Annotated in this window: 13 protein-coding genes; 8 read left to right on the top strand and 5 right to left on the bottom strand. The window is 60.2% G+C overall.

Features of this window, described 5'->3' with window-relative positions; translation table 11 throughout:
- Positions 1–50: 50 nt before the first annotated feature.
- Positions 51–455, bottom strand: coding sequence for an aspartate 1-decarboxylase autocleavage activator PanM (gene panM, locus AC1DVH_RS03565; protein ID WP_477752646.1), 405 nt, complete (start codon positions 453–455; stop codon positions 51–53).
- 231 nt (positions 456–686) lie between these two features.
- On the opposite strand from panM, the gene AC1DVH_RS03560 reads away from it, so the two are divergent.
- The 7 genes from AC1DVH_RS03560 (at position 687) to AC1DVH_RS03530 (ending at position 6,535) form a co-directional block, all read left to right on the top strand.
- Complete coding sequence (locus AC1DVH_RS03560) at positions 687–2,351, top strand: OFA family MFS transporter (RefSeq protein ID WP_477752645.1); 1,665 nt, start codon at positions 687–689, stop codon at positions 2,349–2,351.
- Between the two features lie 305 nt (positions 2,352–2,656).
- Positions 2,657–3,250, top strand: coding sequence for an imidazoleglycerol-phosphate dehydratase HisB (gene hisB / locus AC1DVH_RS03555; RefSeq protein WP_003218037.1), 594 nt, complete (start codon positions 2,657–2,659; stop codon positions 3,248–3,250).
- On the top strand, positions 3,250–3,888 hold the full coding sequence (hisH, locus tag AC1DVH_RS03550) for an imidazole glycerol phosphate synthase subunit HisH (RefSeq protein ID WP_057712412.1): 639 nt from the start codon (positions 3,250–3,252) through the stop codon (positions 3,886–3,888). The genes hisB and hisH overlap by 1 nt, the downstream gene beginning before the upstream one ends.
- A complete protein-coding gene (locus tag AC1DVH_RS03545; protein WP_093227621.1) occupies positions 3,889–4,146 on the top strand; it encodes a DUF2164 domain-containing protein in 258 nt (85 codons plus the stop codon).
- 42 nt (positions 4,147–4,188) lie between these two features.
- Complete coding sequence (hisA, locus tag AC1DVH_RS03540; RefSeq protein ID WP_020795736.1) at positions 4,189–4,926, top strand: 1-(5-phosphoribosyl)-5-[(5-phosphoribosylamino)methylideneamino]imidazole-4-carboxamide isomerase; 738 nt, start codon at positions 4,189–4,191, stop codon at positions 4,924–4,926.
- 10 nt (positions 4,927–4,936) lie between these two features.
- Positions 4,937–5,707 carry an imidazole glycerol phosphate synthase subunit HisF gene (hisF, locus tag AC1DVH_RS03535; RefSeq protein WP_110659523.1) on the top strand — a complete coding sequence of 257 codons (771 nt, stop codon included), beginning with the start codon at positions 4,937–4,939 and terminating at the stop codon, positions 5,705–5,707.
- A 72-nt stretch (positions 5,708–5,779) separates the two neighbouring features.
- Positions 5,780–6,535 (top strand): substrate-binding periplasmic protein, encoded by a 756-nt coding sequence (locus tag AC1DVH_RS03530; protein WP_477752644.1) that lies wholly within the window; start codon positions 5,780–5,782, stop codon positions 6,533–6,535.
- Positions 6,536–6,682: 147 nt separating this feature from the next.
- On the opposite strand, the gene AC1DVH_RS03525 is transcribed toward AC1DVH_RS03530, so the two are convergent.
- The 4 genes from AC1DVH_RS03525 to gpmI form a co-directional block, all read right to left on the bottom strand.
- Positions 6,683–7,459: a divergent polysaccharide deacetylase family protein gene (locus AC1DVH_RS03525; protein ID WP_477752643.1), complete on the bottom strand. Its 777-nt coding sequence runs from the start codon at positions 7,457–7,459 to the stop codon at positions 6,683–6,685.
- Between the two features lies 1 nt (position 7,460).
- The gene (locus AC1DVH_RS03520) at positions 7,461–8,780 is read right to left on the bottom strand and encodes a S41 family peptidase (RefSeq protein WP_477752642.1); all 1,320 of its coding nucleotides are present in this window, start codon (positions 8,778–8,780) and stop codon (positions 7,461–7,463) included.
- A gap of 34 nt (positions 8,781–8,814) precedes the next feature.
- The gene (locus tag AC1DVH_RS03515) at positions 8,815–10,110 is read right to left on the bottom strand and encodes a murein hydrolase activator EnvC family protein (protein WP_477752641.1); all 1,296 of its coding nucleotides are present in this window, start codon (positions 10,108–10,110) and stop codon (positions 8,815–8,817) included.
- A 228-nt stretch (positions 10,111–10,338) separates the two neighbouring features.
- Positions 10,339–11,868, bottom strand: a complete 1,530-nt coding sequence (gpmI, locus tag AC1DVH_RS03510) for a 2,3-bisphosphoglycerate-independent phosphoglycerate mutase (RefSeq protein ID WP_477752640.1) — start codon at positions 11,866–11,868, stop codon at positions 10,339–10,341.
- A 152-nt stretch (positions 11,869–12,020) separates the two neighbouring features.
- On the opposite strand from gpmI, the gene AC1DVH_RS03505 reads away from it, so the two are divergent.
- The gene (locus AC1DVH_RS03505) at positions 12,021–12,434 is read left to right on the top strand and encodes a rhodanese-like domain-containing protein (RefSeq protein WP_007989216.1); all 414 of its coding nucleotides are present in this window, start codon (positions 12,021–12,023) and stop codon (positions 12,432–12,434) included.
- Position 12,435 lies beyond the last annotated feature (1 nt).

The following is a 12,435-nucleotide window of genomic DNA, read 5'->3' as shown; positions in this document are numbered from 1 at the left end:
AAAATTTAGCCGAGGAGTATAGCGCCCCCGAACAGACGACCGGTCAGCGATCACGCCGGCAATATGTCCAGCGGCAGTTTCAGCTTGGCGGCCAGTGCCTGTGCCTCCAGATGCCCGGCAGGCGCGAGCAAGCGCAGGGTCATGCCCGATTGCGCGGCCATTTTCTGGGCTTCGGCGACCAGTCGCTCGGCAACACCACGGCGACGGGTAATTTTTCGCACACATATTTGGGACAAGTGCCAGGCGTCTTGGTGCCTTTGCAGGCGGGCCGCGCCCAGCAGGCGATCGTTGAAGCGTCCGGCGATCAGTGTGCCGTCGCGCAAACAGTCTTCGATCAACTGCGCGGCCCCGGAAAAAGGGGCGAACAGCCAGTCCGGGGCGTCGCAGTAGATCTTCTGCAGATCCTGCCGATCCTGGGCAGTGGCTTGGTTCAGCGGCTCGACAATGATCGGCATGGTGATTCCTGTGAGGTCATGAAGCGATAGAGATCAGATGACGTACAAAAGGTGATGTCAGTTTGGTTTTTCTGTCACTTGCAGATGGTAACCTTTGCCCGTTCGTCCGTCCTTCTGCGACCTGTTGTCGCACAACAAGGTGCTCCACCAAAAAAACGGTCATGCCTGCGTGCATCAAGGCCGGGAGTGAACCGTGGCTGGCGAACCCTACTGATAATTGGGGGATACACAATGACCACGAGCATCACGGCGGACGGCTTCAGCGCCGACCAGCCTGCGTTCCTGTCCAAGGAGCGGATCATCGCCAAGCCCGGTTTCAACCGTTGGCTGGTGCCACCGGCCGCGCTGGCCATCCACCTTTGCATCGGCATGGCCTACGGCTTTTCGGTGTTCTGGTTGCCGCTGTCCAAGGCGCTGGGCATCACCGCTCCAGTGGCCTGCGCACCCGACATGAGTTTTATCGCACAAGTCTTTTCGTCCCAGTGTGACTGGCCGATCTCGATGCTCGGCTGGATCTACACCCTGTTCTTCATCTTCCTGGGATGCTCGGCCGCCATCTGGGGTGGCTGGCTGGAACACGCCGGACCGCGCAAGGCCGGTGTCGTATCGGCACTGTGCTGGTGTGGCGGCCTGCTGATTTCGGCGCTGGGGGTATACACCCACCAGATCTGGCTGATGTGGATCGGCTCCGGGGTCATTGGCGGTATCGGCCTGGGCCTGGGCTACATTTCGCCGGTGTCGACCCTGATCAAATGGTTCCCGGACAAGCGCGGCATGGCGACCGGCATGGCGATCATGGGCTTCGGCGGCGGCGCAATGGTCGGTGCTCCACTGGCGGCGGCGTTGATGGGGCATTTCGCTTCGCCAACCAGCGTCGGCGTGTGGCAGAGCTTCCTGGTGATGGCCGCGATCTACTTCGTGTTCATGATCGGTGGCGCATTGTCCTACCGCGTCCCACCAACCGGCTGGAAGCCTGAAGGCTGGACTGCCCCGGCGAAAAAAGCCTCGAACGCAATGATCACTCATCGTCATGTTCACGTGAATGTGGCCTGGAAGACGCCGCAGTTCCGTCTGGTGTGGCTGGTGCTGTGCCTGAACGTATCGGCCGGTATCGGCATCCTCGGCATGGCATCGCCGCTGTTGCAGGAAGTGTTCGGTGGCAAGTTGCTGGGCAATGACCTGGCATTCGGTCAACTCGATGCTTCACAACTGGCTTCGATTGCCGCCATTGCTGCCGGTTTCACCGGTTTGCTGAGTCTGTTCAACATCGGCGGGCGTTTCTTCTGGGCTTCGTTCTCGGATTACCTGGGCCGCAAAAACACCTACTTCGTGTTCTTTGCCCTGGGTTTTGCCCTGTACGCACTGATTCCGAACCTCGGCCACCTGGGCAACGTCGCGCTGTTCGTGGCGGCGTTCTGCATCATCCTGTCGATGTATGGCGGTGGTTTCGCGACGGTTCCGGCGTATCTGGCGGACCTGTTCGGTACGCAAATGGTCGGTGCGATCCACGGTCGCCTGTTGACCGCATGGGCGGCGGCGGGCGTGTTGGGTCCGGTGCTGGTGAACTACCTGCGTGAGTATCAGCTGAGCATCGGCGTCGAGCGCGCCGCCGCTTACGACATCACCCTGTACATCCTCGCCGGCCTGCTGGTGCTGGGTTTCCTGTGCAACCTGCTGGTGCGTCCGGTGGCGGACAAGTACTTCATGACCGACGCCGAACTGGCCGCCGAACAGGCGCTGGGCCATGACAAAGGTGCCGACAGCAGCACCGTGCTGGAGTGGAAAGCCGCGCCGGGCACCAAGCCGCTGGCGGTTGCGGCGTGGCTGGTGGTGGGCATTCCGTTGGCGTGGGGTGTTTGGGTGACCTTGCAGAAGACGGCAGTGCTCTTTCACTAAGGTGTTCATGGGCTGACAACAGCCAGTCCTGAATAAACACCGACACTGTGGGAGCGAGCTTGCTCGCGATAGCGGTCTGACAGTCGACAGAAAGGTTGAATGTGAGGGCCCCATCGCGAGCAATCGAGCGTCGACCGGCTGCTCCCACAGTTGTTTTGTGGTGTGCCAAATGGCTTGTATGGACATGTCTATCGCCGATACCCCCGAATTCACTCCGTCAGGGATATCACCTCGCGTGTTTCTGTTTGGCGCCCGCGCCCCTATAATGGCTGCCTTTTTCGCCCAATGATTTTGCGGAGCTGGTGATGGCCGAACGTAAGGCGTCTGTCGAGCGCGACACTCTGGAAACCCAGATCAAAGCCTCGATCAACCTCGATGGCACCGGAAAGGCCCGATTCGATATCGGTGTTCCTTTTCTTGAGCACATGCTGGACCAGATCGCCCGTCACGGGCTGATCGACCTGGATATTGTCAGCAAGGGCGACCTGCATATCGATGACCACCATACGGTGGAAGACGTCGGTATCACCCTCGGCCAGGCGTTTGCCAAAGCCATCGGCGACAAAAAAGGCATCCGTCGCTACGGCCACGCCTACGTGCCGCTCGATGAAGCGCTGTCGCGCGTGGTGATCGACTTCTCCGGCCGTCCAGGCCTGCAGATGCATGTTCCGTACACCCGCGCCACCGTCGGTGGCTTCGACGTTGACCTGTTCCAGGAATTCTTCCAGGGCTTCGTCAACCATGCTTTGGTCAGCCTGCACATCGACAACCTGCGTGGCACCAACACCCACCACCAGATCGAAACCGTGTTCAAGGCTTTCGGCCGCGCTCTGCGCATGGCCGTCGAGCTCGATGACCGCATGGCCGGGCAAATGCCATCGACCAAGGGCGTCCTGTAATGCAGACAGTCGCGGTTATCGATTACGGCATGGGCAACCTGCACTCGGTGGCCAAGGCCCTCGAGCACGTCGGTGCCGGCAAGGTGCTGATCACCAGCGATGCGAACGTGATTCGCGAAGCCGACCGGGTGGTTTTCCCCGGCGTTGGCGCGATTCGCGACTGCATGGCGGAGATCCGTCGCCTCGGCTTCGATTCGCTGGTACGTGARGTCAGCCAGGACCGTCCGTTCCTCGGCATCTGCGTGGGCATGCAAGCCTTGCTCGACACCAGCGAAGAGAACGACGGCGTCGACTGCATCGGCCTGTTTCCGGGGGCGGTGAAGTTCTTCGGCAAAGACCTGCATGAAGACGGCGAACACCTGAAAGTCCCGCACATGGGCTGGAACGAAGTGAAGCAGAAGGTCAGTCACCCGCTGTGGCACGACATTCCGGACCTGGCGCGGTTCTACTTCGTGCATAGCTACTACATCGCTGCCGCCAACGCGCGGCAGGTGGTGGGGGGCGGTCACTACGGTGTCGATTTCGCCGCGGCGCTGGCCGAAGGCTCGCGTTTCGCCGTGCAGTTCCACCCGGAGAAAAGCCATACCCATGGCCTGCAATTGCTGCAGAACTTCGCTGCGTGGGACGGTCGCTGGTAAATGGCAATCAAGAAAAAGCCGCCGATTCTAACCCTCACTCCCGAGCAGGAGAGCGAGGCCAATCGCAAGATCAAGCGTTTCATGGAAGACCGCTTCGAACTCGACCTCGGCTCGTTCGAGGCGGCTGAGATTCTTGAGCTGTTTACCCGTGAAATTGCTCCGCATTATTACAACAGGGCGATTTTCGATGTGCAGGCGCACCTCAAAGAGAGGTTCGAAAGCATCGAAAGCGACCTGTGGGCGCTCGAGAAAAACTGATTTCCGAGCCAAGCTGAACATTCAAATTTGAAGGTTTGCCAGATGCTGATTATTCCCGCTATCGATCTTAAAGACGGTGCCTGTGTTCGTCTGCGCCAGGGCCGCATGGAAGATTCCACGGTGTTCTCCGATGACCCGGTGAGCATGGCTGCCAAGTGGGTGGAGGGCGGTTGCCGTCGTCTGCATCTGGTCGACCTGAACGGCGCGTTCGAGGGCCAGCCAGTCAACGGCGAAGTGGTGACGGCCATTGCCAGGCGCTACCCGAACCTGCCGATCCAGATCGGCGGCGGTATCCGCTCTCTGGAAACCATCGAGCACTATGTGAAAGCGGGCGTGAGCTACGTGATCATCGGCACCAAGGCCGTGAAAGATCCGGCCTTTGTCGCTGAAGCCTGCCGCGCCTTCCCGGGCAAAGTGATCGTTGGCCTGGACGCCAAGGACGGTTTCGTCGCTACCGATGGCTGGGCTGAGATCAGCACTATCCAGGTGATCGACCTGGCCAAGCAGTTCGAAGCCGACGGCGTGTCCGCCATCGTTTATACCGACATTGCCAAAGACGGCATGATGCAGGGCTGCAACGTACCGTTTACCGCCGCACTGGCTGCCGCAACAAAGATCCCGGTGATCGCTTCGGGCGGCATCCACAACCTGGGTGACATCAAGACCCTGCTCGACGCCAAGGCGCCAGGCATCATCGGCGCCATTACCGGCCGTGCGATCTACGAAGGCACCCTCGATGTCGCTGAAGCGCAAGCTTTCTGCGATTCGTACAAAGGCTGAGGAAACGACCATGGCCCTGGCCAAACGCATCATCCCTTGCCTGGACGTGGACAACGGCCGGGTGGTCAAGGGTGTGAAGTTCGAAAACATCCGCGACGCCGGTGACCCGGTGGAAATTGCTCGTCGCTACGACGAGCAGGGCGCCGACGAGATTACCTTTCTCGACATCACCGCCAGCGTCGACGGCCGCGACACCACGCTGCACACCGTCGAACGCATGGCCAGCCAGGTGTTCATCCCGCTGACCGTGGGCGGTGGCGTGCGTACCGTGCAGGACATCCGCAACCTGCTCAATGCTGGCGCAGACAAGGTTTCGATCAACACCGCCGCGGTATTCAACCCGGAATTCGTTGGCGAAGCCGCACAGCATTTCGGTTCGCAATGCATAGTGGTAGCCATCGATGCGAAGAAGGTTTCCGCTCCGGGCGAAACTCCGCGCTGGGAAATCTTCACCCATGGCGGTCGCAAGCCAACCGGTCTCGACGCCGTTGAGTGGGCGAAGAAAATGGAAGGCCTGGGTGCCGGTGAGATCCTTCTGACCAGCATGGACCAGGACGGCATGAAAAACGGCTTCGACCTGGGCGTCACCCGCGCCATCAGCGATGCGCTGGGCATTCCGGTGATTGCCTCCGGCGGTGTCGGCAACCTGCAGCACCTGGCCGACGGCATTATCGAAGGCCACGCCAGTGCGGTACTGGCGGCAAGTATTTTCCACTTCGGCGAATACACCGTGCAGGAAGCCAAGGCCTATATGGCCCATCGCGGAATAGTGATGCGCTAAACATACAGGCTAGTGGACATCATGGCGGGCCCAAGGCACTCTTGGGTACGCCATGGATTTCGGTAGCCAGACATGCTTAAACGCTTTCTACTCGTTCTCGCCAGCGCTTCTCTGTTGCTCATTAACGGGGCACATGCTGCAGACCATTCCGATACCGACCTGGTGTTGCTGACGGAAAACTTCCCGCCATACAACATGGCGAAGAACGGCAAGAACTTCGCTCAGGACGAGAACATCAATGGCATCGCCACCGATATCGTCCGCGAGATCTTCAAGCGCGCCGACATTACCTACAGCCTGACGCTACGTTTCCCTTGGGAACGAATCTACAAACTCACCCTGGAAAAACCCGGTTACGGCGTATTCGTCATGGCGCGGTTGCCGGATCGCGAGAAGCTGTTCAAATGGGTCGGCCCAATTGGTCCGGACGACTGGATCATGTTGGCCAAGGCTGACAGCACGATCACCCTCGAAACCTTGAGTGACGCGCGCAAGTACAAGATCGGCGCCTACAAGGGCGACGCCATTGCCGAGACGCTGGCCAAGCAAGGCCTCAACCCGATCGTTGTGCTGCGTGATCAGGACAACGCCAGGAAACTGGTCAACGGCCAGATCGACCTGTGGGCCACCGGTGATCCGGCCGGGCGCTATCTGGCGCGCCAGGAAGGGGTTAACGGGTTGAAAACCGTACTGCGTTTCAACAGTGCCGAGCTGTACCTGGCGCTGAACAAGAATGTGCCGGACGAGACAGTAGCCAAGCTCCAGGCGGCGCTGGACCAGATGCGCAAGGAAGGTCGGGTGGACGAGATCATGGCGCAGTATCTCTAGGATTCAACACCAACCCTGTAGTCATACCTGGCCCCCTGTGGGAGCGAGCTTGCTCGCGATAGCGATCTGTCTTCAACAATGATGTCGACTGAAACGACGCCATCGCGAGCAAGCTCGCTCCCACAGTTGTTTGGTGGTGCCCGCGGATTAGCGGTACACCCCATCCTTGCCATGCGCCGCAGTCGCCCGGTTACCGCGCACACTGATCATCTGCCTAATATCAATCCACTCGATTCCCTGAGCCTTCAGCTTGGGCAACTCACGCTCCAATACCGCCAATGTCTGCGGATACGGATGCCCGATCATCACCGCCGAACCCTGCTTGTGCGCGAGGCTGATCGCGGTCTGCAGCTGGGTCAGGATCGCCGCTTCAGTACGCTCATCATCGAGAAACACATCCCGCGAAACACTCGCCAGACCGATCTTCTGCGCTTGGGCAGCGGCCACGGTCTGGGCGCTGGTGCGGCTGTCGACGAAGAATTTATGCCGGCGTTGCAAATCGGCCATCAACCACGCCATGGCCGCTGGTTGTGCGGTCATGTGGCTGCCCATGTGGTTGTTGATGCCGCTGGTGTACGGGACCATTTTGAACGCGGCGTTCAGGCGTTTTTCCAGCTCCTCGACGGGCAGCTCGGGATGCCAGGCGAACGGTCCGGTGGCCGGATCCATAGGCATGTGCAGAATGACGATCTTGCCGGCGCGATGGGCTTCGCGGGCGAATTCGGTGGCGTGGGGTGTGTCGGGCATGATTGCCGTGGTCACCGGGCCGGGCAGGGCCAGCACGCGGCGATCCCGGGGCAGGTTCTGCCCCAGGTCATCGATGATCAGACTCAGGTAGGCTTTGTGGGGTGTCGATCCGGCGGGTTCTGCGTTAGCAACACCCGCCAGACAACACAACAGCCCGATCAGCAACCGCAGAAGCATCTCAACGGCCGGATGTGATGCTCAGCCCTTTGAGCAGGCTCAGGGCCTGGGCCAACTGATAATCGTCGTCCTGCGGCATCGGCTTGCCTTTGCCGCTGGAACCGGTCGGTTTGTCGGCGCCGCCGTTGCCGTTGCCCAGGTGGCCCTGCAAGTCGGCTTCCTTGAAGTAGTCGCCGTCTTGCTCGCTGGTGATCTTGGCCTTGCGCACTTCGATGTCCGGGACGATGCCCTGGGCCTGGATGGAGCGGCCGTTCGGTGTGTAATACAACGCCGTGGTGATCTTCAATGCGCGCTCGTTGTTGAGCGGCAGAACCGTCTGTACCGAGCCCTTGCCGAAACTGGTGGTGCCCATCAGCACGGCGCGTTTCTGGTCCTGCAGGGCGCCGGCGACAATTTCCGAAGCCGAAGCGCTGCCGCCGTTGATCAGCACGACCATTGGCACGGCTTCGCTTTCGTCCTTGCCGGTGGCAGAGAAGCGCAGCTCGGAGTTGGCAATACGGCCCTTGGTGTAAACGATCAGGCCCTTGGTGATGAAGTGGTCGACCACTTCGACCGCCGCCTGCAACACCCCGCCCGGGTTGTTGCGCAGGTCGAGAATGATGCCCTTGAGCTTCTTGCCGTTGTCCTTGCGCAGCTTGGCCAGGGCCTTGGAAACCTCTTCGCCGGTCTTGACCTGGAACTGGGTGATGCGGATATAGCCGTAGCCCGATTCCAGCAACTGGCTCTTCACGCTCTTCACCTGAATGACGGCGCGGGTCAGGGTCACGTCGAACGGTGTGCCGCCGTCGCGTACCAGGGTCAGGGTGATTTTCTGGCCGATCTTGCCGCGCATCTTGTCCACGGCTTCGGTCATGCTCTGGCCACGGGTCGGCTGGCCGTTGATCTTGACGATGAAGTCACCGGCCTGGATGCCGGCCTTGGAGGCCGGGGTGTCATCGATGGGCGAAACCACCTTGATGAAGCCGTCTTCGGCGCCGACTTCGATACCCAGGCCACCGAATTCCCCGCTGGTGCTTTCCTGCAACTCGGCGAAATCTTCAGGGCCGAGGTAGGCCGAATGCGGATCGAGATTGCTGAGCATGCCCTTGATGGCGTTTTCCAGCAGGGTCTTGTCGTCCACCGGTTCGACATAAGCGGCTTTGATCCGGTCCATCACCTCGGCAAAGGTGCGCAATTCATCCAGCGGCAGTGGCGCCTTGGTGGTCGCAGCAGTGCCCGCAGGCGCAACCGCCGGGGCTGGTTGAGCGGCAAACGCCAGAGGCGCGCCGATCACCAGGGCGATCGTCAGGGCCAGCGAGGTAAGGCGGGACAAATGCAGCATGTCGAACGAACTCCTAATGTAGGTAACTCAACGCCTATCCTTGCGCGTGGCACCATTGCGCGGGGTCACTCGGGTGACCCAGCTGACGAATTGCGAAATACAGCGCTGGTGTGTCCTGCCCGCCACTGTTACCGACAGTGGAAATAGGCTCACCGGCTTTTACAACGTCACCCGCAGACTTGAGCAGCGTCTGGTTGTGACCGTACAGACTCAAATAACCATTGCCGTGGTCGAGAATCACCAGCAACCCGGCGCCACGCAACCAGTCGGCGAACACCACGCGACCACCGTGCACGGCATGTACCGCGCTGCCGGCAGACGCGCCGATCATCACGCCGTCCCACTTGGTCCGGGCATCGTCCCCACGGCTTTCACCGAAACGCGCCAGCAGTCGACCATCGACAGGCCAGGGAAGTTTGCCGCGGGTTGACGCAAACGGGCCGCCAAAGGTCTCGCCGGAACTGGAAACCAGTGCGCCTGGTGTCGATCTGACCGGTTTGCGTGGGGCGTCGTCGCTGGCATCCGCCTGCGCCTGGGCCTCACGTAAACGCTTTTTTTCGGCTTCCTGCTGGGCAATCAGCGCTTTTTGCCGCGCTTCTTCTGCCTCACGGGCCTGGCGGGCAAGAGTTTCTTCAATGGTTTTAAGGACTTTAGACAGGTCTGCCTGATCCTGCTCGCGAGCCGCCAGTTTCTGATCGCGAGCCTTTACGTCGTCATTGAGTTTGGCCAGGACTTGCTGGCGCTCCTGGCGAACTTTCTCGAGTTCGCCACGCCGGGTGTCGAGGCTACTTTGCTGCACCAGCAATTGCGCCTGCTGCATGGTGATATCTTTCTCGACATTGGACAGTTGGCGCAGGGTTTCGTTGAAATTCTTCAGCTGCTCCAGGCGAGCCTGGCTCAGGTAGTCGTAATAGGTAAGGGTGCGGGCGAATCTTTCCGGATTCTGCTGGTTGAGCAGCAGCTTGAGGTATTCCTGGCGACCGTTCTGGTAGGCGGCCCGGGCCTGAATGGCGATCAGTCGTTGCTGTTCAATGCGCGCGCTCTGGAGTTTTTTTTTCTCTGCATCGAGGCGCTGTAGCTCGGCTTCGCTTTTCTTCAGCTCTTTTTGCAGGGCTTCGACCTGCTTCTCGAGCTTGCCCATTTCGGTTTCGGTGCCCTTGAGCTCTTTCTGCACACCGGACTTCTCTTCCTGCAGCTTGCCCAGCAGTTTCTTCAACTCGGCAATGTCCTGACGCGTGGCGTCCAACTGTTGTTGGGTGTCTGCGCGCTCGTCAGCAAAGGCCGGTTGGAGCAGGCAAGTCAGAGCTAGGGCTATCAGGACGCGAAGCATAGGGGCGGGCGGCACCAGGGAAAGGGACGGCCTAGTATGCCCGCCATGGGCGGCAAAAAAAATGCCCATTTCTGACTGTGTGATGACTGGGCTGAAAAACACCCTGAACCAATGTGGGAGCGAGCTTGCTCGCGATGGCGTCTTAACATTCAACATTGATATTGAATGTCAGATTGCTATCGCGAGCAAGCTCGCTCCCACAGGTTTTGTGGCGTTTGGGAGATCCAATCAGACCAGAATCGAAGTCCCGGTCATTTCCACCGGTTGCTCAAGGCCCAGCAACTTCAGCATGGTCGGCGCCACGTCCGCCAGCACACCGCCTTCGCGGACCTTCAGGTCGCGCTTGCCGACATAGATGAATGGCACCGGCTCGGTGGTGTGCGCAGTGTGCGCCTGGCCAGTGGTCTCATCGGACATTTGCTCGACGTTACCGTGGTCAGCCGTGATCAGCGCTTCGCCACCGACCTTTTCCAGGGCGTCGACGATGCGACCCACGCACAGGTCCAGGCATTCAACGGCTTTGACCGCAGCCTCGAACACGCCGCTGTGGCCGACCATGTCGCCGTTGGCGTAGTTGACCACGATCACGTCGTAACGCTGGTTTTCGATGGCGTCGACGATGCGGTCGGTGACTTCCGGTGCGCTCATTTCCGGTTGCAAGTCATAGGTGGCGACTTTCGGCGACGGAATCAGGATGCGTTCTTCGCCCGGGAACGGTTCTTCGCGGCCGCCGGAGAAAAAGAAGGTCACGTGGGCATATTTTTCGGTTTCGGCGATGCGCAGCTGGGTCTTGCCGTTTTTCGCCAGGTAGTCGCCCAGCACGTTTTCCAGGCTGCCGGCAGCAAAAGCCGACGGCGCAGGAATACTGGCGGCGTATTGGGTCAGCATGACGAAACCGGCCAGTTTCGGCTGGCGGGCACGCTCGAACTCACTGAAGTTGTCCTCGACGAACACGCGGGTCAGTTCGCGGGCGCGGTCGGCGCGGAAGTTCATGAACACCACGGCATCGCCGTCTTCGACTTTCACCGGCTCGCCGATGGAGGTGGCTTTGACGAATTCGTCGCTCTCGCCACGCTCGTAGGCTGCTTGCAGGCCTTCCTGAGCGGTGGCGGCGTTGAATTCGCCCTGGCCATCGACAATCAGGTTGTAGGCCTGGGACACGCGGTCCCAACGGTTGTCGCGGTCCATGGCGTAGTAGCGGCCAATCAGGCTGGCGATCCGGCCTTTGCCCAGGGCCTGGAAAGTCGCGTCGAGCAGTTCGATCGACGACTGCGCGCTTTTCGGTGGAGTATCGCGGCCGTCGAGGAAGGCGTGCAGGTAGATGTTTTGCGCACCGCGCTTGAAGGCCAGTTCGGCCATGGCGACCAGATGATCCTGGTGGCTATGCACGCCGCCATCGGACAGCAGGCCCATGAAATGCACGGCTTTGCCGGCGGCGACGGCTTTGTCCACGGCCGCGCAGATGGTCGGATTCTCGAAGAACTCGCCGTCGCGGATCGATTTGGTGACGCGCGTGAAGTCCTGATACACCACGCGACCGGCGCCGAGGTTCATGTGGCCGACTTCGGAGTTGCCCATCTGGCCATCCGGCAGGCCGACGTCCATGCCGCTGCCCGAGATCAGGCCGTTCGGCACGGTGGCCCACAGGCGGTCCAGTACGGGCTTCTTCGCGGCGAAGATGGCGTTGGATTCAGGGCTCTCACTGTGACCGAAGCCGTCGAGAATGATCAGGACCAAAGGTTTAGGCGTGGTAGTCATGGAATCCACTCGTGGCTGAGGTAAAAGAGGTAATGGAAAAGGGAGTGGCAGTTTAAAGCGAAGTTCCGGCCACGTCACCGCCGGACGGGGTTTGGCCCACCATAGTGGCTGTGTATACTGGCCGACATTTTAACGCCCTGGAACCTCCTTCGATGGTTGCTCACCTGATTGAATTCGCCACTAACCACTACATTCTCGTCGGTATCTTTGTCGTATTGCTGGCGTTGCTGATTGCCTATCAAATGCAGGGCGGCGGCCGTAGCCTGAGCACCGGCGAACTGACCGGCCTGGTCAACAAGGACGCCGGCGTTGTGGTCGATATTCGTCCGAGCAAGGATTTCGCCGCCGGTCACATTGTCGGTGCGGTGAACATTCCCCAGGACAAACTGGCCGCCCGCGTTGGCGAACTGGAAAAGCACAAGGCCAAGACCATCATCCTGGTCGACGCCATGGGCCAGACCGCCGGCACCCACGCCCGCGAACTGATGAAATCCGGCTTCACTGCCGCCAAGCTGTCCGGCGGTATCTCCAGCTGGAAAGCCGACAATCTGCCGCTGGTGAAGTGAT

The sequence above is a fragment of the Pseudomonas sp. P4_C3 genome (assembly GCF_056402075.1).
The sequence above is the reverse complement of the archived record's forward strand: the minus strand, read 5'-3'. Positions and strand labels throughout refer to the sequence as shown.